The 21,125-nt window shown below is 43.0% G+C and carries 20 protein-coding genes; 12 read left to right on the top strand and 8 right to left on the bottom strand.

Features of this window, described 5'->3' with window-relative positions:
- Positions 1-60 precede the first annotated feature (60 nt).
- The 9 genes from katG (at position 61) to HW45_RS11785 (ending at position 8,524) form a co-directional block, all read left to right on the top strand.
- On the top strand, positions 61-2,232 hold the full coding sequence (gene katG, locus HW45_RS11825) for a catalase/peroxidase HPI (protein ID WP_038227115.1): 2,172 nt from the start codon (positions 61-63) through the stop codon (positions 2,230-2,232).
- A 210-nt stretch (positions 2,233-2,442) separates the two neighbouring features.
- The gene (gene gloA, locus HW45_RS11820) at positions 2,443-2,829 is read left to right on the top strand and encodes a lactoylglutathione lyase (RefSeq protein WP_038227114.1); all 387 of its coding nucleotides are present in this window, start codon (positions 2,443-2,445) and stop codon (positions 2,827-2,829) included.
- 10 nt (positions 2,830-2,839) lie between these two features.
- Positions 2,840-3,937: an alkene reductase gene (locus HW45_RS11815; protein ID WP_038227113.1), complete on the top strand. Its 1,098-nt coding sequence runs from the start codon at positions 2,840-2,842 to the stop codon at positions 3,935-3,937.
- 133 nt (positions 3,938-4,070) lie between these two features.
- A complete protein-coding gene (locus HW45_RS11810) occupies positions 4,071-4,346 on the top strand; it encodes a nitrogenase-stabilizing/protective protein NifW (protein ID WP_038227112.1) in 276 nt (91 codons plus the stop codon).
- Between the two features lie 179 nt (positions 4,347-4,525).
- Positions 4,526-5,338, top strand: coding sequence for a hypothetical protein (locus HW45_RS11805; RefSeq protein ID WP_031493891.1), 813 nt, complete (start codon positions 4,526-4,528; stop codon positions 5,336-5,338).
- A gap of 59 nt (positions 5,339-5,397) precedes the next feature.
- Positions 5,398-6,561: a glyceraldehyde-3-phosphate dehydrogenase gene (locus HW45_RS11800; RefSeq protein ID WP_038227111.1), complete on the top strand. Its 1,164-nt coding sequence runs from the start codon at positions 5,398-5,400 to the stop codon at positions 6,559-6,561.
- A gap of 53 nt (positions 6,562-6,614) precedes the next feature.
- Positions 6,615-6,944: an HPF/RaiA family ribosome-associated protein gene (locus HW45_RS11795; protein ID WP_031495720.1), complete on the top strand. Its 330-nt coding sequence runs from the start codon at positions 6,615-6,617 to the stop codon at positions 6,942-6,944.
- On the top strand, positions 6,937-7,473 hold the full coding sequence (locus tag HW45_RS11790) for a hypothetical protein (RefSeq protein ID WP_038227110.1): 537 nt from the start codon (positions 6,937-6,939) through the stop codon (positions 7,471-7,473). Before HW45_RS11795 ends, HW45_RS11790 begins: the two co-directional genes overlap by 8 nt.
- Positions 7,474-7,627: 154 nt before the next feature.
- Positions 7,628-8,524, top strand: coding sequence for a LysR substrate-binding domain-containing protein (locus HW45_RS11785; RefSeq protein WP_038227109.1), 897 nt, complete (start codon positions 7,628-7,630; stop codon positions 8,522-8,524).
- An 83-nt stretch (positions 8,525-8,607) separates the two neighbouring features.
- Here the strand turns inward: HW45_RS11785 and HW45_RS11780 are convergent, their stop codons facing one another.
- From HW45_RS11780 to HW45_RS11760, 5 genes are all read right to left on the bottom strand, one after another.
- Positions 8,608-9,126: an MAPEG family protein gene (locus HW45_RS11780; protein WP_038227108.1), complete on the bottom strand. Its 519-nt coding sequence runs from the start codon at positions 9,124-9,126 to the stop codon at positions 8,608-8,610.
- 94 nt (positions 9,127-9,220) lie between these two features.
- A complete protein-coding gene (locus HW45_RS11775) occupies positions 9,221-10,216 on the bottom strand; it encodes an HlyD family secretion protein (protein WP_006069420.1) in 996 nt (331 codons plus the stop codon).
- A gap of 4 nt (positions 10,217-10,220) precedes the next feature.
- Positions 10,221-10,541: a DUF3302 domain-containing protein gene (locus HW45_RS11770; RefSeq protein ID WP_038227107.1), complete on the bottom strand. Its 321-nt coding sequence runs from the start codon at positions 10,539-10,541 to the stop codon at positions 10,221-10,223.
- Between the two features lie 10 nt (positions 10,542-10,551).
- Positions 10,552-10,956: a glycine zipper family protein gene (locus HW45_RS11765; RefSeq protein ID WP_006069422.1), complete on the bottom strand. Its 405-nt coding sequence runs from the start codon at positions 10,954-10,956 to the stop codon at positions 10,552-10,554.
- Between the two features lie 210 nt (positions 10,957-11,166).
- The gene (locus tag HW45_RS11760) at positions 11,167-12,600 is read right to left on the bottom strand and encodes a PTS transporter subunit EIIC (RefSeq protein ID WP_038227106.1); all 1,434 of its coding nucleotides are present in this window, start codon (positions 12,598-12,600) and stop codon (positions 11,167-11,169) included.
- Between the two features lie 264 nt (positions 12,601-12,864).
- Here HW45_RS11760 and HW45_RS11755 point away from each other — a divergent pair, with 264 nt between their 5' ends.
- The gene (locus HW45_RS11755; RefSeq protein ID WP_038227105.1) at positions 12,865-14,064 is read left to right on the top strand and encodes an enolase C-terminal domain-like protein; all 1,200 of its coding nucleotides are present in this window, start codon (positions 12,865-12,867) and stop codon (positions 14,062-14,064) included.
- A gap of 35 nt (positions 14,065-14,099) precedes the next feature.
- Here HW45_RS11755 and HW45_RS11750 read toward each other — a convergent pair whose 3' ends face one another.
- Together HW45_RS11750 and HW45_RS11745 are read right to left on the bottom strand one after the other, a co-directional pair.
- Complete coding sequence (locus HW45_RS11750) at positions 14,100-14,813, bottom strand: GntR family transcriptional regulator (RefSeq protein WP_006069428.1); 714 nt, start codon at positions 14,811-14,813, stop codon at positions 14,100-14,102.
- A gap of 189 nt (positions 14,814-15,002) precedes the next feature.
- Positions 15,003-16,337 carry an MFS transporter gene (locus tag HW45_RS11745; RefSeq protein ID WP_038227104.1) on the bottom strand — a complete coding sequence of 445 codons (1,335 nt, stop codon included), beginning with the start codon at positions 16,335-16,337 and terminating at the stop codon, positions 15,003-15,005.
- A gap of 270 nt (positions 16,338-16,607) precedes the next feature.
- Here HW45_RS11745 and HW45_RS11740 point away from each other — a divergent pair, with 270 nt between their 5' ends.
- Entirely contained in the window at positions 16,608-17,606 is a 999-nt protein-coding gene (locus tag HW45_RS11740; RefSeq protein ID WP_038227103.1) for a metal-dependent hydrolase, read from the top strand.
- 186 nt (positions 17,607-17,792) lie between these two features.
- On the opposite strand, the gene HW45_RS11735 is transcribed toward HW45_RS11740, so the two are convergent.
- Positions 17,793-19,196 carry a uracil-xanthine permease family protein gene (locus HW45_RS11735; RefSeq protein ID WP_038227102.1) on the bottom strand — a complete coding sequence of 468 codons (1,404 nt, stop codon included), beginning with the start codon at positions 19,194-19,196 and terminating at the stop codon, positions 17,793-17,795.
- 371 nt (positions 19,197-19,567) lie between these two features.
- Here HW45_RS11735 and HW45_RS11730 point away from each other — a divergent pair, with 371 nt between their 5' ends.
- Positions 19,568-20,818, top strand: a complete 1,251-nt coding sequence (locus HW45_RS11730) for a DEAD/DEAH box helicase (protein WP_038227101.1) — start codon at positions 19,568-19,570, stop codon at positions 20,816-20,818.
- Positions 20,819-21,125 lie beyond the last annotated feature (307 nt).

Genomic DNA, 21,125 nt, shown 5'->3' with positions numbered 1-21,125 from the left:
GAATTCGGCAACAAAGCCGTCGTAATCGTTAAAAGTTATAAATAAAATCGGTGAAATATTATGAAGCAAGAAAATACAACTACTGGCAAATGTCCAGTTATGCATGGAGCAGTTACCTCTTCAGAAGGTTCTAATGTTGCATGGTGGCCCAACGCACTTAACTTAGATATTTTGCATCAGCACGATGCTAAAACGAATCCTCTAGGACAAGCGTTTGATTATCGTGAAGCGGTAAAAACGTTGGATTTTGACGCATTGAAGCAAGACGTAACAGCATTAATGACCGATAGCCAAGAATGGTGGCCGGCTGATTGGGGCCATTACGGTGGTTTAATGATTCGCATGGCATGGCATTCAGCCGGCTCTTATCGAATTGGCGATGGCCGAGGTGGTGCGAGTACGGGTAACCAAAGATTTGCCCCCCTAAACTCTTGGCCAGATAACGCAAACTTAGATAAAGCACGTCGCCTTCTTTGGCCAATTAAGCAAAAGTATGGCAACAAAATTAGCTGGGCTGATCTTATCGTTTATGCGGGTAATATTGCTTACGAATTGATGGGGCTAAAAACCTACGGTTTCGCATTTGGTCGTGAAGATACCTGGTCGCCAGAGAAAGATATTTACTGGGGCGCTGAAAAAGAATGGCTTCAAGACAGTAAAGGTGAAAACAGTCGATATTCTGGTGATAGAGATTTAGAAAACCCATTAGCTGCGGTCATGATGGGCCTTATCTACGTGAACCCTGAAGGTGTTGATGGTCAACCAGATCCACTCAAAACCGCTCAGGATATGCGAGTCACTTTTGCTCGAATGGGAATGAATGACGAAGAAACCGTGGCCCTGACGGCTGGTGGTCATACAGTTGGTAAAGCACACGGTAACGGTAACGCTGCCGAACTTGGTGAATCTCCAGAAGGAGCGGATATCTCTGAGCAAGGTTTAGGTTGGAACAACCATCAGTCTCGTGGTATCGGTCGTAATACTGTAACTAGTGGCATTGAGGGCGCTTGGACTACACATCCAACTCAGTGGGATAACGGTTTCTTCGAAATGTTGTTATCACATGAGTGGCAATTGACTAAGAGCCCAGCAGGCGCATGGCAATGGGAACCTGTTGCGATTGATGAGGTAAATAAGCCGGTAGACGTAGAAGATGCAAGCATCCGATACAATCCTATGATGACTGATGCCGATATGGCGCTAAAAGTGGACCCAGAATATCGTAAGATCTCTGAACGCTTTTACAATAATCCAGAGCAGTTCTCCGAGGTGTTTGCTCGCGCTTGGTTTAAGTTACTCCACCGTGATATGGGACCATCATCAGTTTACATTGGTCCAGAAGCGCCAACTGAAGCGCTAATTTGGCAAGATCCTGTTCCTGCGGGCTCAACGGATTATGATATTGAAGACGTAAAAGAAAAAATCTTAGCGTCAGACTTAAGCGCAACGGAAATGATTACAACGGCTTGGGATAGTGCACGTACATATCGCCAGTCAGATAAGCGTGGCGGGGCTAATGGGGCTCGAATCCGTCTAGAGCCACAGCGTGGCTGGTTAGGAAATGAACCAGAGAAACTGAATAAGGTTCTGCCAATTCTTGAGCGTATCGCAGCCGCTACTGGCGCAAGTGTTGCTGATGTGATTGTGTTAGCGGGTAATGTGGGTGTGGAGCAAGCAGCAAAACTTGCTGGGTTCAATGTGAACGTACCATTCGCTCCTGGTCGAGGTGACGCAACCATAGAGCAAACTGACGTCGAATCTTTTGAAGTTCTAGAACCTCTTGCAGATGGTTTCCGAAACTGGCACAAACAGCATTATGCTGCAACACCGGAAGAGATGTTGTTAGACCGTGCTCAATTGATGGGTCTAACCGCACCAGAGATGACGGTTCTCATCGGTGGGATGCGTGTGTTAGGGACTAACTATAACGGCAGTACTCACGGTGTCTTCACTGAGCGTGTTGGAGTGTTGAGCAACGACTTCTTCGTTAATCTTACAGACATGAACTATCAGTGGAAGCCAACAGGCCGAAACTCCTATGATATCGTGCATCGTTCTAATGGTGTCGTGAAATGGACTGCGACGCGTGCTGACCTTGTATTCGGTTCTAACTCGATACTAAGAGCGTATGCTGAAGTCTATGCGCAAGATGATAACAAAGAAAAGTTTGTGACTGACTTTGTTGCTGCGTGGACTAAGGTAATGAATGCTGACCGTTTTGATTTGAAATAACCAAGATAATGTGGCCTTGCTAATGTGCAAGGCCACTTTCTTTTTTCACTTGTTCTCTACCCTTAATCATTCCAAAAAATTATCAAAATTATAATATTAGATAATTTCACCTACTTTCCCATTTGCCTTACTCTAGCGTCAGTTGGAAATAACCATATAACGTTGTTGGCTTGTTTTACTGCGCTAACAAGAGTTCTGCCGAGGGGTTACATGAAAGTTTTACACACCATGATTCGAGTAGTGGACTTAGCAAAGTCCATCAAGTTTTATTCTGAAGTGCTTGGCATGAAAATGTTGGATCGTTTCGAAAATGAAGAGTATCGCTATACGCTAGTCTTCGTGGGCTACGAAGGTCAAGATGCAGGTTCGACTATTGAGTTAACTTACAACTGGGATACAGACAACTATGACCAAGGTAACGCTTGGGGACATATTGCGATTGGTTGTGAGGACATTTATGCAGCGTGTGAGCGCATTGAGCAACTTGGTGGCAACATTACTCGCGCTCCGGGTCCTATGAAAGGTGGCGAAACGCACATCGCTTTTGTTAAAGATCCAGACGGCTATTCAATTGAGCTTATTCAAACGAGCAAATAGGGGTATCACAATGACAGATTCAATGTTTCAACCAATTCAGCTTGGTTCATTAACACTAAAAAACCGCATCGTAATGCCACCTATGACTCGCTCTCGTGCGACTCAACCTGGTAACTCTGCTAACGATATGATGGCCGAATACTACGCACAGCGCGCGTCTGCTGGTTTAATCGTTGCCGAAGGCACACAAATTTCACCAATGGGACAAGGTTATGCTTGGACTCCTGGTATTTATTCAGACGAGCAAATCGCGGGTTGGAAAAAAGTCACTGATGCCGTACACGTAAAAGACGGAGCTATCTTTGCTCAGCTTTGGCACGTTGGTCGTGTCACACATCCAGACAATATTGGTGGCAAGCAGCCTATCTCATCTTCGGCTCTAAAAGCTGAAAACGTAAAAGTATTTGTGGATAATGGCTCGAAGGAACCTGGCTTTGTTGATGTGGTCGAGCCTCGTGCGATGACAAAAGAAGATATTCAAGAAGTCATTGGTCAATACCGTCAAGCAGCACTGAATGCGATCGAGGCTGGTTTTGATGGTATCGAATTGCATGGTGCAAACGGCTATTTAATCAACCAATTTATTGACTCTGAAGCAAACAACCGTGATGACGAATACGGTGGTCCAATAGAAAATCGTCTTCGCTTTTTAGATGAAGTCGTCGCAGCTGTCGTAGATGCGATTGGTGCCGACAAAGTAGGTGTTCGTCTTGCGCCATTTACTTCACTTAACGGCACAGTCGATAAAACGCCAATTGATACTTACACTGCTGCGGCTCGCGTATTGGAAAAACACCACGTAGTCTATATGCACATTGCAGAAGTCGATTGGGATGATGCCCCAGACACACCAGCGGAATTTAAAACCGCAGTAAGAGAAGCGTACCAAGGTACGATCATTTACGCTGGTCGCTACAACCAAGAGAAAGCCGAAAAAGCACTGTCTGACGGTATTACTGATATGGTAGGTTTTGGTCGTCCGTTTATCGCCAACCCTGACTTACCGAGTCGCCTAGAACACGGTTATCCGCTAGCAGAGCATAATCCAAATACTTTGTTTGGTGGTAACGAAGTGGGCCTATCAGATTACCCAGAGTACCACGCGTAATTGTTATTTGTTGTATTTAAGCCCAAAGCGCCGAGAAGTGCTTTGGGCTTTTTTACTTTTGTGACAACCAAACGCAGCTTTAGTACAATCCTTTGCCTGTTCATTTGTATTAATTTTTGTAGACCTTAGACCGATGAGTTTCACTGACATTCAAAGCAAGCTTACCGAATTTACCGCTATCGAGCAGGTGTTCGAGTACTTTGAAGTTGAGTTTGACAGTAAATTTGTCGAAGAGTATCGCTTACCTTTATTAAAACGGTTCAATGGCTACTTGATTATGCAAAAGCCAGAAGACTGGTTTGCCGCAAGACGAGTCCTTCGCAATGCCTACTGCAAAGTTCAAAGGGGACGACTCGATCCACATACTCGTTCAGCTTGTCGTGGATGTACTTCCTGCATCAGACGATAATAATCATTTGTAATCCTTCCGAATGTAACAAAGCTAAAGCGCTGATAGTAAAGTGTTTTAGTTGATTTTAATATTGATTAAACCAGACTAAATCCACTATTAAACTCTCCTCCATCGATCATATATCGGCTAATCCTTAAGATTCTCATCAACAGTTAATCACTACGAGAATTTATCCGATGAAATCAAAAAACCTTCTTTCCACCCTTGTTATGACAACGCTAATGTCTGGCTTTGTTTCAAACGCGGTCGCTGCTAACGCAAGCGATGGTGTACAAGACATGTCTGACCCTTTAGCAGTGTACACACAAGCGGGAGCAGGGCTGACGGATAAAGGCTTAAACGTAAAAATCGGTCGAGCTTATGACACCGGGAATGACGACACGATGGCTATGAACGTATTGGAGATTAAAGGCTTTGCCGGTAGCTCATTAGGTTGGTCTGGTACCTCAGAACGCGATGATTCTGTCGACTCAGTTCGTTTCCGTAATTTCACCATTAACACGACAAACGGTCTTGGTCGACAAATTGATTTGAATTACAACGTCGAACAAGAAGCATTGAACACCTCTTATAGTTTTATCCAAGCGCTACCTAAATGGGGTGGGTTACAACTTTATCCATTAGCTGGTGTCGGCGTTCAGGTCAAAAACGGCAAGTTTACTGGTGATAAAGTTGAACAGGTATCTTCAGGCCAAGTGAACCCAGACGATCAATACATCGGATATACCTTACCTGGCGTCTATGCCGTTGTTGGTGGCTATAGCAAATATTCAATTACAGACAAGTTGTGGGTTAACTATAACCCAATGTGGGTCACGCCTTTAGCGGGCTCGCAAGCTTGGACGGATGCAGGTTCTGTTTTTACTAATGAGTTTGTAGTTTCTTACCAGTTCACTCCACGTTTTAACGTTCGTTACTTTGCCAACTGGACGCACGATCAATCCTATTTCGATGGTGATCAACGTGTCGAGTTCAACTATCAGTTTTAGTCGAGTCGTTTTGAGAACGTCCACTAAGTAAGTTAAGAAGATTGTTTAAGTAGGCTCCAATGAAACTCGCTAATTCTTTATTTTTACTCTCACTAACGCTAATTGGGACTAGTGCTCAAGCTACATCTTTCACAGACCCAATTGATGGTCAGTTGGACATGGGAGACTACTTAGCGGAAAACGCGTATGGCTTCCTCCCTGTGCCCATTCTGATCACTGAACCTGCGGTGGGGTATGGCGGTGGAATGATGGGAGTATTCTTGCATGAATCTGATGCTCAAAAAAAGAAGCGTAAAGAATTAGCCCTAAAGTCACTTGATGGTGGAGCCAAGCTTCTTACTCCAGCGATTACCGTTGCAGGGGCGTTTGGTACTCAAAATGGTACGTGGGCGGGTTTTATCGGTCATAGGCATACCTGGAACAAAGACAGCATTCGCTATTTAGGCGGCGCCTTTTATGGTGACATTCATATGAATTTCTATGCTCCGTTTGCGAAAGATGACGCATCAGGTTTTGAAATGGGCATGAATGGATATGGTGTTATCCAGAAGTTGCAGTTTCGAGTGGGTAAATCACCCGTCTTACTTGGTGTGAGTCAAAAGTTCGTTTCCCCAGAACTGAGTATTGTGGAGCCAAGCAAAGCGAATCAGGTGGCTAATCGGTGGTTGAATATGACGCCGACGGTATCAGGTCTGGGGGCGATTGCTGAATATGACACCAAAAACAACTTCTTATATCCAACGGCAGGTGGAGATTATAAAGCGGAATACATGGTATTCAGTGAGCACCTTGGTAGTGACTACGACTTTCAAACATTTGCCGCAGAAGGCACACAATATTTCCCCGTTAGTCAAAAATGGAATGTGGCATTGAAGGGTAAGTACAACACTTTATCGACGGATGAGAGGTTGCTGCCTCCTCCGGCGTACCCTGATATCGAGCTTAGAGGTATTGCTAGAAATCGATATCAAGGCACTTCAACAGCTTCAATCGAATCACAGGTCACTTATAGCTTCACAAACCGCTGGTCGAGTTCGGTATTTGCCGGGGTTGGTTCTGCTACCGATGCGACTAATGAGCTATTTAGTGACGGAAATCACTACGCCTACGGAGTGGGCTTTCGTTATTTGATCGCTCGTCGTTACGGCTTAAAAGTAGGAATAGATGTCGCGAAAAGTGAAGAAGACAATGCGCTCTATTTTCAAGTGGGTACCGGACTTTAGGATCCAAATAACACCGTAATTATTATTAAACCAAAGCTTAAAAGGTAAGTATCATGAACATTCATTTTAACACACAAAGCATTGTTTTATCGGAAAGCATGCGTTCACATTGTGTCACCAAAGCGGATCATTTATTCGCAGTGCACCCACAGGCAACGGAGATTTTCGTCTCGATAATCCACCACCGCTCTTATGGGCAATATGATGTTGAGCTTAAAGTTCACGCTGAGCATCAATGGTGTTTCGTTAAACACTCTGGTGATGAGTTCTACCATGTCGCGGCTGAAGCATTTTCTGCTATGACGCATAAACTTCAGAAACAAAAAACGAAAGCAAAAAGAGAGCTTAGAGATCATTCATTGGAGGTGGAGCACGATGAGTAGCCATAACTTAACCTATGACCTATTGGAGTGTGGTCGTTGTCGTCAACGTGTCATGCTTACCAGCAAAAGTCGCGGAGAGCTACAATGTTGTGGTTTCCCTATGCGCAATGTCACTTATGATCGACTTGGGCATTACTTGGATTTGTCTCTAGCACAAAAATCATCATTGGCTCAATGCTTGAGTACCATCGAAAGTAAACTAGTGCAAAGTGATTCTTCCAATAAAGAACTGACTCATTTGAAAGAGCTAATTAACCGCCAACAGGCTGTAGCAGGCAAGTTCGCGCAACTATTAATGGGTATATCAGATGAGCCGACAAGTTTGTCGAAGTCTTTCATGAACGTCATTGATGACCTCTACCTTTCTTCGTTAAACCTTTATCCTAGCTTTTCTTTGGAAGCAAAAAGTGAAGCAAATATGGAATACGTAAGGCTTTTTGATGAGGCGACAGAGCTCGATAAGGAAACCATCGCGTTGTTAGAAGACACCTTGTATAGAGTAGAAAAAAGCCCTCAGTCCACACCATAATGCTGATTTCAAATAAACAGAAATCATTGACTCACCACGTGTAAAGACAGCTATAACTAATAGCTGTCTTTTTGTTTCCGCAATTAGTCATTCGTAATTTGATTTGAATGGACTATGTTTAATTTAGGCGAATCAGACAGATAGAGCAGAAATAATGGATCTAAATCTCCTTAAAACCTTTGACGCGGTTATTAAGTCGAAAAGTGTGAACGAAGCGGCCGAAGTTCTCAACATCACTGCTCCAGCGGTCAGTCATGCGCTAAATAGGCTTAGAGATGAATATCAAGACCCGCTATTTATTCGTCAGGGAAGAGGCATCGTACCTACTAATTTTGCTATTGAGCTTCACAACGAGATTCAAGAGCCGCTTAGCCTGTTGCTGAATGGGTCCAAATCACGTCAAGACTTTGATCCTGAGTTAAGCCAACGTACCTTTCGCATTTCTAGCCATAAAGACATCGACCTAATCGTTGTCCCCCCTTTGGTTCGCTATAAAAATGTGCATGCACCGAATGTCACCATACAGGCAGACATTGAACATTTGAATGAGCAAGACCGACACGACGACCTGAGGCGTCGTCGTGTGGACGTAATATTAGCGACGGTGCCATTAGAGGATAGGGGCTACCACAATGAGGTACTCTTTGATCAAGAGTTGGTGGTTACCGTAAGTAAAGATCATCCAAGGATACAAAGTGAATTGACGATGGAGGATTTTCTTAGAGAAAGCCACATTACTTGGAAAACTCAACGTCTTAATACCAATACACTGGACTCTGTAGCGATTGACGTCGCGCTTCCGCCACGACAAGTCGTATATTCCACGGGCTCTGGTGCGACGGCGTTGGTTATGGCTGCACAAACAGATTGGCTTGCTGTCAGTGGTCAATGGCAAGCGGAACATCTTGCAGAGTCTCTCGGACTAAATGTCTTTCCAATACCATTTGAAACTCAGAAAGTTCCGGTTTACATGACGTGGCATCAGTCCCAAAAAAACGACAAAGGACATGAGTGGTTTCGGCAAGCGATAGTGTCATCGCTTGACCTGTAGACAGTAAAGCGACTTTACAAGATCTCAATTAGATAGCGACCTAACAGTGGTCGCTTTTTGGTGTGAATGCTGACGAAAAGTAGTTAGAAAATGACGGCAGTGAGTAAGGCTAGCAATAACACTGCTGACGAATAAAAGGTTAGTGCGAAGCCAAATGAGCGTGCTGGTGCTCCGTGCTTATAGCCAATTGCAAACAGGACTCGGCCTAAAAGGAAAAGAGTTGAGCATATTGGAACCGCAGAAAGCCAAAGGCTGGGCGCCAGTGTACTCCATGCAAAGTAGATGGGCAGTGCTATGACAAGCTGTTCAAGAGTGTTCTGTATGATGCTCTGTAAGATACGTGCTTGTTGTGAGCCTTGAGTGAGGCCACTACCATCAATATCTTCTGCGCTAAAAAAACGATGTTTAGCCAGTCGCCCAATGGATATGAGTAGAAACAACGTTGGTAGAATAAACGAGTAAGACAGAACTTCGAAGCGATTTGTATTGTCATCAAAACTCAATGGGTTTGAATAAATCGCATAGCCTATGGATGCCAATGAAAGGAACAAAGCCAGCCCCATGCCTTTGGCAACGCCTTGCTGTTTGGTTGAAAGTGCCATTAAGTCGCCCTTCTATGTAATTATGAAGGGCTGAAAACAGCCCTCTCTTTGTGATTGAAGTCGTGTTGGGTATATATGTCCCTGAATAATAAAGTTAACCTTCAAATAACCAGTTCTGCCAACTTTGCATTCTTAAAATCACTTTACGGACAATACTGAACATCTCCCATTTAGGTGAATAAACCGCAACATGAGCATCAGTGCCTGAAGGTATTGGCATACCTTGTAAAAGTGACGGGTTGTCCAATTCAACTTTTACTAAGATCCTACCGTTATGAGGTATCTGTTCTGGATATTTCATGATGCCAGATGGAGTGATCGCACCTTGAGCAAATATATCGTTCACCTGTACCACATGGGCTTTATACGCGTGACCTGGAATAGTATTAAAGGTCACTTCTGCCGGATAACCAGCTTTAATATAGCGCGCAGGCGCTTGTTTAAACGCAGCAAATAGTTGTTTGTCTTCTTTATGTACGAACGTTAGATTACCTTGAAATGGAACAATACGGCTTTTCATGCCTGGGCGAAGTGCCACTTGAGTTACGTAGCCATCAGTAGGCGCTTTTACAGTAGTTTTCGCTAAGTTAAATTTCGCTAACTCTAACTGAGATTGATATTTGCTTTGGTTGGCTTTTTGTTCCAACAATTGAGTTTCGATATTGTCGATATTCTCTTGCGATGAAAACCCTTTCTTACCGAGTTTCTGGTAACGAACCAATTCTGATTCATAAAATTCAATGGCAGAAGATGTTCGTTGAATGTCGCTTTCTATACGGCTCACTTTATCTTGGAAAGGCGTTTTATCGATTTGATAAAGTGGATCACCAGCTTTCACCTGTTGGTTGCCTTTCACATAGACATCGGTAATTAACCCCTCAACTTGTGATGTGATAGGAGTCGTGACGCTGTATAAACGAGCCATACGAGAAACCGGTTGATACATCGCCATATAGAGAAAGATCCAACCTACGATAAATAACCCAATAACGCTGGCCGTTGTTAGCGTCCATTTATTTTTAGGCACTTTAAAAGCTTTAAATACAATAACGCAAAGTGCTGCGTAACTCAGGATGATGAGCGTTTCCATTTCGTTACTCCTTGATTGATTTTTCAAGAGCATCAATGCGTTCAACTAATGCTTGATATTGTTTATCGGAATGGGCTGAACGAGCCCCTAACCACTGTTGTTTATCACCGTCATACATGGTTGCCCATACCCAAAGCACAGGCCACATAACATGGAGGAAAAACAAACTAATCCAACCAGCAACATGAATCGCATCGGCATGTGGATGATTACGTTTTTTGGCAATCTCATAAGGAATATCGTGCAAAATGATCAATCCATAGATCAGGATTAGAAGCACAACAAACAAAATCGCCAGTGATGCATAATCTAGAGTGAGGTTCATAGTCTCCCCCTTAGTTTAAAACGTTGTAGCCGCGGCCAACCATGCACTGTTTCATGACACTATCAACATCGTGTTGATATTTGGCTTCACTGTATTGTGCTTCAGCACGGTGGTGGAGTAAGCCACCTACCAGACCAACCCCTGCACCAACTTTGGCGCCTTTAGAACCGTGGCCGCCGGCAATGGCTGTACCTGCTGCGCCTAATGCTGCAGTGCGGGCTGTGCTTCCCACAACGTCGCGACCTAAACTATCGACTTGATTGCTTTGAACCTGGGTCGATAGTTGTTGGCATTCGTACATATCAGCGTTGTATTTTTCCATATCGACACCTTTGGTATCGACAATAACGTTAGCGAACGACGTCGCTGAATAGATGGCAGTAAATAAAATGAAAAGGCTGCTTTTGATGTTCATAATGGTCTCTCTAACTGTTTTTTCTAATAGTATTTCTGTCGTTAGAGTTGAACAAATAGCGTTCGTTAATAGTGGATTAAGTGTTATTCAACTAAGAAAAAGGTATTTGATAACATAAAGTTATGCTACCTAGTTCGGAAGTGAAGATGATTAGATAAAGAAAAAGGCTCATAGCGTTACTACTATGAGCCTTTTGACTAATAAGTCGTTTTATTTGTCATCAACGTTGACAAACATGAACGTCAATGTAAATGCCAATGCGAACACACCAACCACGCCAAGAACCGCTTGAATGAAGTTTTGAGTACCGCTTGCTAGGTATGCTGGCAAACTAAATACTGAAGACAAAATGTAGCTGGTTAGATGCGTGTCGATAGTTACTGAGATCGCACCAACAATACCTGCTGCTAGGCTCGCCATGAACAGTGCTTTAGTGTACTTAGTCAACACACCAAAGAGTGCAGGCTCAGTGATACCAAGAATTGCAGTGATACCAGAACCTACGGTAACAGAAGACTGTTCTTTTGAAACGTTCTTACGCTGTTTATACCACACCGCCATCGTAGCACCCGCGATAGCGAGGTTACCCAAGCACATTATTGGCATAAGCAAGTCTTTTCCATACAGCGCGAAGTTATTCAAGCTGATTGGCGTCATGCTGTGGTGAATACCAAATACGATGGTGATTGGGCGAGTTAAACCAAATACAAAGCCAGTCAGTGTTGGAGAAATTTCTAATAGCGAGCTTACCACCCAACCTGCGCCATTACTTAACCACATACCAGCTGGGGCAACCAGGGACAACACGATAGTTGAAGTGACCGTGAAGGCGAGTAGGGGAGTGAATACTGGCTTGGCGGATGAAGGGACGAATCGATCAACAAACGGAGTCACTTTTGAAAGTACCCAAACCGCTAAGATAGCAGGCACGATTGCGCCACCATAGTTAAGCAGTTCGATTGGTACCACACCAAGTACAGTCAGCTCCGGAACGCTACCAGCATCTTTGAGTAACGCCGCTTTTTCTACCAGTTTAGGCGCAAGCATGGCGGAAGAAACAGCCAAGGCAATGTATTCATTCACCTTAAATACTTTAGCGGCAGAAAAAGACACTAACATTGGTAAGAAGAAGAATACGGCGGTAGAGATCGAGCGGAAGAAGTACACCGTATCTGAAGACTCTGAAATAACGTTGGTCGCAATTAAACCAGAAAGTAGGCCCATCAACATGCCCGCACCAGCAATTGCAGGAACCACAGGGCCAAAAATACCCGCAACGATGCGCATTGCATTTTGGAACAGCTTACCTTTTTCAGCTTCAATCACTGGTTCATCACTGGTTTTGCTAACACCTGATAGCGCGTTGTACCACTTTTCTACATCTACACCGATGACGACTTGAGTCTGACCTTGTGCAAGAACCACCCCTTTGACCCCAGAAATGGCTTCCAACTGGTCTTTCTTAGCAAGTGTCTCATCTGCTAACTTGAATCGAAGACGAGTCATGCAGTGAGTAATGTTGATGATGTTATCTTGGCCGCCAAGTGCTTGAACCAATATTTGTAGGTTGTCGCTAAAGCTATTCTTGTTACTCGATGCTTGAGCATTCAAGTTAACTTCATTATTAGTTTCAGTAAGTTGCATCTAAGGAGTCCCTTTGTGCTTGCGTTATTTGTTGGGGACATAATATCCATCACTCATATTTACCCCAATCGGAAAAACAGAGACTTTCGTCACATTAAGTGCGGCAAATTGTTAATTTTCAGCAAATTTCGTCGATTGGTTCGTTTTTTTTAGCAAATGTTTAGCAATAACGAACCAGTTACTTTTTGCCAAAAAATAGCGCTTGAAATAAGGATTTTTTCGCTGTTATATAGAATAAAACTACTGACATAGAGCCATTACGCCGTGAACGAAAATATCATATCCAACATTGAATGTATAATTACTAAGCCAGACCGACACAATCTAATTACTGTGATTGTAGAAACCGAAAGCGGCGTAACAGGCTATGGATGTGCGACATTCCAACAGCGTCCACTTGCTGTTAAAACTATGGTTGATGAATATATTAAGCCTTTGTTATTAGGTAAGAATGCGAATAATATTGAAGACCTTTGGCAAATGATGATGGTCAATGCCTATTGGCGCAATGGTCCGGTTATTAATAATGCTATTTCTGGTGTTGATATGGCTCTTTGGGATATTAAAGCCAAATTAGCTAATATGCCGTTACATCAATTATTTGGTGGTAAATCTAGAGATGCCATTCAAGTGTATACCCATGCAACGAGTGACACAATGGAAGGACTTTATGAGCAAGTTGAGCAGTTCCTAGAGCAGGGTTATAAACACATTCGTTGTCAATTGGGCTTTTATGGCGGTGTACCAGAGAATATGCACACCACAGAAAATCCAACTGAAGGCTCATACTACGACCAAGACCAGTATATGAATAACACATTAGAGATGTTCCGTTTACTACGTGAAAAGTACGGTCGTAAATTCCACATTCTTCATGATGTACATGAACGACTGTTCCCTAATCAAGCGCTGCAATTTGCCAAGCAAGTTGAACAATATCAACCTTATTTCATTGAAGATATTCTGCCGCCAAATCAAACCGAATGGTTGGATAACCTACGCAGCCAAACCTCGGTATCGCTAGCGTTAGGGGAGCTTTTTAATAACCCAGAAGAGTGGAAGTCAGTCGTTGTTAATCGTCGTATTGATTTCATTCGTTGCCATGTTTCACAGATCGGTGGTATCACTCCTGCGTTGAAATTAGGCCATCTATGCGAAAGCTTCGGTGTTCGTATTGCATGGCACTGTCCACCAGATATGACACCAATTGGAGCAGCGGTGAATACTCACCTAAATGTACACCTTCACAACGCGGCAATTCAAGAGCATGTGCATTACAAAGAAAACACAAGAAAAGTGTTCCCTAATGCAGCTGAACCTAGAAATGGTTTTCTTTATGCTTCAGAAGACATAGGCATCGGAGTAGAAGTCAATCGCGCTGCGGCACTTGATTTCCCAGTAGAATATCGTCCTCATGAGTGGACTCAAAGCCGACTTCCAGATGGCAGTATTCATACGCCATAAGGTTTAAATACTATTTAATAAATCGACCGCTATAATTAGCGGTCGTTTTGATCTCGATATTGCAAACTCTCATTATTGAATTTTGTGTGATAAGTGCATTGATAATTTATATCAATAACATCGCTAACAATAAAAGCCTCACCTGATGTTAAAAAACCGCGATTAGTAATATTCATAGCAGCGGTGGTACGTTTACATTGTAAAATGTTGGCATCCTCCGTTGATAAGTTAATTGCTTTATAGTTGGTTAGATAACTGTCAATCTTCAAACCTAACGACAACGCATATTTTTGCAGTGAACTCTCAATAATACTGTCGTTCATTTTCGGAAAAAGATGTACCGGAACGATCGTTTCTTCTATCTGTGTGATTTTATTTTGGATTAAACGTAACCTTTTGATATGCCATAAATAGTCATCTTCTCCAATAGTAAAGACTTGCATCTCATGAATAGTCGGTACCCGTTTGTTCAATTGCACTTTCTTATAGGAAATTTGCTCGAAGCTGTTTTCCGTAATTGAATTGTAGATTAAGGGAGAGCCGATAATAGAAGTGTTAACATAATAACCAGAACCCGTTTTTGGTTTAACAATGCCAATGGCTTCCAATTTTGACAGGGCTTTTCTGACAGAAAAACGTGATAGTTGGTACTTATCTACAAGCTCTCTCTCAGATGGCAGCTTATAAGTGATAACGTTATTGCAGATCTTACTTATTAAATCTTGTACCAGTTCTTCGTGTTTTTTCATCTTTATCTAATTCGATAAACCAAAATAATAAAGTTAATAATAGCGGTTATGTTGTCTCACTAGCAACACCTTTACGGTTAACAGATAAGCAAACACTCACAAGTCGCAAAACTGGCATTCCTTTCATAAGAGAATGCCAGTTCGTGTCGAAGTTGTAAGCATGGTGGCCTATAGAAAAAGTAGTGTAGGTTATTCAAAAATTGCTTTTTTTCTATCCTTTAAATGAAACCATACACTTATCAAGATAAACAAAAACGCGAAATAGTAGACGAACGAGGAGAGTGAAGCGATAAAGTCGACACCTTGCTCAACTTGCTTTTGGTTGTAGCCTTGAGAGACCAGTTTGTAGTAGTACGCGTATAGCACACCAATAGAACCATATCCCAAGTTAAACATCAGTCCTTTGAAGCTTAGAACGGTTGCGCGGTTGTGTGATTCAGTTTTTCTATTAAGGTGGTAACTAATAAAGATGTTCATCGTCATGATGATAAAGATCAGTACTAGTGCCGGAATTACGCCGTAAATCGACCAACCTAAACTAATAAAGTAGTAGGTCGCGATAGTCGCTATCCCCATGATCGCGATGAACTTTTTAGGGGCTAGACTTTCGGCAAAGCGACGACTTTGACCTGCAAAGAGTATCTTAAAAATACTCACGCCAGCGCCAATGAATCCAATGTAGATAATAGGAATGTCGATAGCGCGATAATATTGACTATTCATAGTGAGAAACATGCGTGAGGTGTGCTCGAAAAGACTGTAGTAGAGCAATATGAACAACACATAAGGTGTAGACATAACCCACTTACCGGTACTGAGCGTCAAGTTTAAGCTTGCTAACGTTGTTGCTAGCTTATCGCCGCTTTTGGGCATCGGTTTTTTATCTTCTTGCATATTGATTGCTGCGTAAATGGCGACCATGGCTACGATCAAAGTGGCGTAAACCGGAATACGCATAATGTCTTGAGTGCTCTCTGGTGCTGTCCATCCAAACAATTGGTACGCAGACCCCATGACATCGACATCATACATAGCGGCCCCGATCAGCGTAACGAAGATACCCACTGCAGAGGCCACTCGTATTTGAATCTGCAATACATGAGGCCACGCCTCTTCCTTACCTTGTTCTTTCAAGGTGTCGTATGCCAAAGCTTCGTCGGCACCGCTAGCAAGGGCCATAGCTAAGCCACTTAATATCCGGTTAACCAAAAATACCGCGAATACCAAACTCGGATTACCTGTCGGGACAAAAGCTATCATGGCGATCTCAACGAACATGATAATCGAGGATAAGACGACAAGTTTCTTACGACCTAAAGTATCGGCAAAGGCTCCTGATGGTACTTCCGCAAGAACGATGGTTGCAGCCCAAATCACATTGAGCATTGCAAACTGCGACAGTGTTAACCCGTAATCCAGATAGAGCAGGGTGAAAACAGGATAATAAAAACGCGCAAAATAGCTGCTTCGAAACATTAAGAAGTAGCGAACATTGCGAACTTGGAGGATTTCCTTAAGTGTCATGACTTTTTCATTTATTAGACTTATATAAGGTTATGTATAACCCTTTTTGGTCGAGATGGTAAGGTTTCAGCCGAAAAATCATAGGTTTGTTGTAAAGCGATTTAGCTTTGAAGATTGAGAACAGGTTAAATATGGTGGCTTTCGCATCAACAGGACTCTTCTCTGTGTCCTCGTTAGTGACAATAAAATAAAAACCACTAGTCACTCGATTTTCTCGCTAATCAGCATCTATGCTGTATACATGAGCTGAATGCAATCAATGAGTTAATCATGGATCCATTATCCCAAGGAGTGCTAGGTGCCTCTTTGTCACAATCATTAAGTAGAAAACAACATATAGTCGTTGCTGGTATATTGGGTCTGCTCGCGGGGATGTCCCCTGACTTAGATGTGCTTATTCGTTCGCATGATGATCCTTTGTTGTTCTTAGAGTTTCATCGCCAATTCACACATTCATTGTTTTTCATCCCTATTGGTAGCTTAATTTGTTCGTGGGTGCTACATCCTTTGATTGCGAAAAGACGTGGACTTTCCTTTAAACAAAGTTGGCTTTACTGCACGTTAGGTTATAGCACTCATGCATTATTAGACTCTTGCACTAGTTATGGAACTCAATTGTTGTGGCCGTTTACTAATGAGCGTTATGCATGGAGCACGGTTTCGGTCATTGATCCTATCTATACGCTACCTATTTTGATACTGGTCGTTTTAGCAACGTTTAAGCGTAATACATGGTTAGCTCGATTGGCTTTTTTGTGGGCTGTTATGTACCCAACGATAGGCATGATTCAAAGAGACCGAGCGGAAGCAGCTGGTTGGCAGCTAGCTAGCGAAAGGCAGCATACCCCGATTAAACTAGAGGCCAAGCCGAGCTTTGCTAACATATTACTCTGGAAAGTCGTCTACGAAACCAACGATCGATACTACGTCGATGCAGTTAGAGTAGGAAGTACAGTCAAAACATACCCTGGGCAATCCGTACCTAAACTTGATGTGAATAGAGATTTTCCTTGGCTCGATCCTAACTCACAACAAGCTATCGATATCGAACGCTTTCGATGGTTTTCTAATGGATATGTTGCACAAGATCCTGATGACGAGACACGAGTCATCGACGTTCGATATTCCATAATTCCGAATCAAGTTAAATCACTTTGGAGTATCAAGCTTTCTCCTTCCGCAGACATGAAATCTCATGTTGAATATCATACTCATAGAGACAGCAGTCCTGAGTCTAGAGAGGAGTTTTTTGGGATGTTGTTCGACTGAATTGATTTGTCATCATTTCAGCATAGGCAGCAATCTAACTATAATGCTCACAGCATCAAGCTTTAGAATTGAAAAACTTAAACGCCCTAATGACACTTAACGCGCACTAGGGCGAAAAATAACTACATGTGTCGAGATAGCTCCTCTAGCATGGTAAAAGTGAGTTATGTGGCTTATTTTCTTGCTCTAATCCAGTTCCAATCCCACTGTTTTAGCCTTCTCAGACTCAAGCTCAGCCATATTTTTTGTTTGCTTGAACGATTCATCAAACAGCACTTTTTTCTCTTCTGCACTTTCAATTTCGTCGGTCACGTCAACCTTCAATATTAAGTTCAGACCAAGTGCAACGAGTGAACCTGTGGTAATTCCCGAACCTAGAATGACTCTTAGGGAGTCCGGGAAGTAGGTCAATGTTTCAGGACGAATCGTCACTGTCATTCCGGCGGCGACACCCAGAGCAACAATCAACATATCGCGCTTGGTAAAGTTCAGACGAGACAGAATGTTGATACCGGATGAGATGATCATTGAGAACATAACGATGCCAGCACCGCCTAACACGCTGCTAGGAATAGTAACGACTAGGCCACCTATCTTAGGAATCAATCCTGCACAGACCATAATGACGCCAGTAAAGGCGACCACATGGCGACTTGCAACACCAGTAATCGAGACAATACCAACGTTTTGGCTGAATGAAGAAAACGGTGTCGTGCCGACAATGGACGCTAAAGCACTGCCCACGCCATCACATAAGATACCACTGGAAAGTTTTTTACCCGTGAGCTTAGTTTTGGTGGCATCGCTTAGGGCTAAGAAATCCCCTGTAGATTCCATAATAGTGACCAAGTAAGCGATGGACATACCAATAATGCCAGCTACAGTGAATTCAATGCCAAACGGCAATAGGTCTGGAGTAGCAAAAACGGTCGCCTCTTTTACAGGAGTAAAGTCCACCATGCCCAATGCCAACGCAATCAGATATCCAACAGCAATACCAATAACGATAGATGCTGCACCGAAGATCCCCTTGCCAAAGTTAGAAATTGCGATAATCAATAAAAGAACAAAAGTGCCGAGGGCGAGATTTTCTAACCGTCCGTATCCTTCTTGGCCTACAAAGCCTCCCGCGATCCAGTCGATACCGACAGGGAGTATGGTAAGACCGATCAATACAACGACCGTTCCGGACACGACGGGCGGGAACAACTTGCGTATTTGAGGCATAAATTTGGAGCCAATGATCATGACCAAGGAGCCAACCAATGCCGCTCCAAAGATGGCAGCAACACCAGATTCAATGCCAATAGAGATAGAGATAGCAACAAACGTAAAGCTTGTGCCCATAACAACCGGAAGTCTAATGCCTATTACTCCAACGCCTTTACATTGGATGATAGTAACGACTCCCGATACCAGTAACGCTGCGTTAACTAAGACAATCATTTCATTAGTCGGAAGGCCAATGGCACTTCCCACAACTAGAGGCACCGCAATGATTGCCCCCATAGCCGCCAGCATATGTTGAAATGCTAATAGTAACGATGTTCCAAATGGCGGTTTATCCTCAACTTCATATGTTAACTTCATACTACGTCCTTCTATTCACCACTTAATAAATTCGTCAGCAATAGAGCAAGTTATGTTCCAAGAGCTTTGACAACCAATTATTACGTTTAGCTTTTTAGAGACTCGTTGGAGTTTTGCGATGGTAATAATTAATTTTTGATTGATGTATTTGTGAGCATGCAGATCTCCGAGTTTAGTGGTGATTAACCGTGATCCTCGAAAGGGTAACAAGGTGTCAAGTTGATAGTTAGTGGCGATAACGAGGTTATCATTTTGATAGCTAAGCTTTGGGCAGGTGGTTAAAACGACGGGTTTATTTCATTTTTACTAACGTCAACGTCGTAAATAGACTAAGATACACGGCCCTTATCTAGCCCAGAGCCCAGAGAGTAATGACTGACAAAACATCTCCAACAACATTCGCTGACCTAGGTCTGATTCCAACCTTAGTTGAGCGACTAGAGGAGTTGGAATACAGCCAACCGACTCCAATCCAATCTCACACCATTCCTTACCTACTTGAAGGGCGTGATCTTGTTGGTGGTGCGAATACGGGTTCTGGTAAAACCGCCGCGTTTTCGCTGCCGATTCTGCAAAAAATCTGTCAGCAGGACAAACCTAACAGTCGTCGTGGCAACACGGTTTCTCACCTAATCCTTGTCCCTACGCGCGAACTAGCGTCACAGGTGGCGTATAACGTGAAATCGTACTCATATCATCTACGAAATGAGATCAAAACGGTTGCTGTATTTGGTGGTGTATCAGCAAACCCTCAAATGCTAGCGCTTCGAGGTGGCAGCGACATTGTTGTGGCAACACCTGGACGATTACTTGATCTGGTATCAAGTAATGCTATTAAGCTAGACCAAGTGCAAACACTAGTACTAGATGAAGCGGACCGGATGTTGAGCTTGGGCTTTACAGAAGAGCTCAACAAAATCCTTGCTTTGTTACCAGAGAAAAAACAGACGTTACTATTTTCAGCAACCTTCCCTGAGAAAGTGACAAGTCTGGCACAGCATTTACTTAGCGACCCTGTTGAAGTGCAATTGCAAAGTGCTGAGACCAGTACTCTCGTGCAACGTGTGTTTAGCGTGAATAAAGGTCAAAAGACGGCGGTACTCGCGCACTTAATCAAACAGCATCAATGGCGACAAGCGTTAATCTTTGTTAATGCCAAAAATAGCTGTAACCACTTAGCACAAAAGTTATCAAAACGTGGTATCACTGCAGAGGTTTTCCATGGTGATAAAGGGCAGGGTGCTCGTACACGTGTGCTAGAAGGGTTTAAATCTGGCGACATTCAAGTTTTGATCGCAACCGACATCGCAGCTCGTGGCCTTGACATTGAAAAGCTACCGGTCGTGATCAACTTTGACCTGCCACGCAGTCCCGCCGATTATATGCACCGTATCGGGCGCAGTGGCCGCGCAGGAGAGGTTGGTCTTGGTTTATCTCTTATCGATTACGACGACTACCATCACTTTAAAGTGATAGAAAAGAAAAATAAGTTCCGTCTTGAACGCGAACAAGTTGAGGGATTTGAAGTGGATGATGACCAGAGTGAAGCTTATTTCGCACCCATGAAACCACGAGCAAAACCGGCTGGTACGGGTAAGAAAAAGAACAAACGCAATCAGTAACGTGGGTGATCCAATTTTCTGATTAAGTTTGAGTGGATATCATGGTGGTTATTGTTTGACCACGATGATATTCACATTTTTCTGAGTATCTTTATTTAGGCTCAATGATCTCTATTTCATAAATTATGATCAACTAAATGTAGCAAAAAACTCATACTCTCTTCAAATTATATTCTTACTCCGTAAACGTTTAGTCTTATTTTTTATTCAAACCCAATAATCAAATCCCATAGTAAGATATAAGCACTAATAGCAGGGTCATATCAGATTCTGCCTCTATTTTGCCGTAATAAAGTTGATTTTTCGA

This window comes from Vibrio sp. ER1A, assembly GCF_000733315.1.
Classification (GTDB): Bacteria; Pseudomonadota; Gammaproteobacteria; order Enterobacterales; family Vibrionaceae; genus Vibrio; species Vibrio mediterranei.
The sequence above is the reverse complement of the archived record's forward strand: the minus strand, read 5'-3'. Positions and strand labels throughout refer to the sequence as shown.

Coding starts and splice junctions, on each gene's coding strand:
- HW45_RS11765 (WP_006069422.1), bottom strand. CDS start 10,956: ATGAACATCAAAAGCAGCCTTTTCATTTTATTTACTGCCATCTATTCA.
- HW45_RS11790 (WP_038227110.1), top strand. CDS start 6,937: ATGAGTAGCCATAACTTAACCTATGACCTATTGGAGTGTGGTCGTTGT.
- HW45_RS11815 (WP_038227113.1), top strand. CDS start 2,840: ATGACAGATTCAATGTTTCAACCAATTCAGCTTGGTTCATTAACACTA.
- katG (WP_038227115.1), top strand. CDS start 61: ATGAAGCAAGAAAATACAACTACTGGCAAATGTCCAGTTATGCATGGA.
- HW45_RS11800 (WP_038227111.1), top strand. CDS start 5,398: ATGAAACTCGCTAATTCTTTATTTTTACTCTCACTAACGCTAATTGGG.
- HW45_RS11730 (WP_038227101.1), top strand. CDS start 19,568: ATGACTGACAAAACATCTCCAACAACATTCGCTGACCTAGGTCTGATT.
- HW45_RS11780 (WP_038227108.1), bottom strand. CDS start 9,126: ATGGCACTTTCAACCAAACAGCAAGGCGTTGCCAAAGGCATGGGGCTG.
- HW45_RS11750 (WP_006069428.1), bottom strand. CDS start 14,813: ATGAAAAAACACGAAGAACTGGTACAAGATTTAATAAGTAAGATCTGC.
- HW45_RS11805 (WP_031493891.1), top strand. CDS start 4,526: ATGAAATCAAAAAACCTTCTTTCCACCCTTGTTATGACAACGCTAATG.
- HW45_RS11795 (WP_031495720.1), top strand. CDS start 6,615: ATGAACATTCATTTTAACACACAAAGCATTGTTTTATCGGAAAGCATG.
- HW45_RS11740 (WP_038227103.1), top strand. CDS start 16,608: ATGGATCCATTATCCCAAGGAGTGCTAGGTGCCTCTTTGTCACAATCA.
- HW45_RS11810 (WP_038227112.1), top strand. CDS start 4,071: ATGAGTTTCACTGACATTCAAAGCAAGCTTACCGAATTTACCGCTATC.
- HW45_RS11760 (WP_038227106.1), bottom strand. CDS start 12,600: ATGCAACTTACTGAAACTAATAATGAAGTTAACTTGAATGCTCAAGCA.
- gloA (WP_038227114.1), top strand. CDS start 2,443: ATGAAAGTTTTACACACCATGATTCGAGTAGTGGACTTAGCAAAGTCC.
- HW45_RS11785 (WP_038227109.1), top strand. CDS start 7,628: ATGGATCTAAATCTCCTTAAAACCTTTGACGCGGTTATTAAGTCGAAA.
- HW45_RS11775 (WP_006069420.1), bottom strand. CDS start 10,216: ATGGAAACGCTCATCATCCTGAGTTACGCAGCACTTTGCGTTATTGTA.
- HW45_RS11770 (WP_038227107.1), bottom strand. CDS start 10,541: ATGAACCTCACTCTAGATTATGCATCACTGGCGATTTTGTTTGTTGTG.
- HW45_RS11745 (WP_038227104.1), bottom strand. CDS start 16,337: ATGACACTTAAGGAAATCCTCCAAGTTCGCAATGTTCGCTACTTCTTA.
- HW45_RS11735 (WP_038227102.1), bottom strand. CDS start 19,196: ATGAAGTTAACATATGAAGTTGAGGATAAACCGCCATTTGGAACATCG.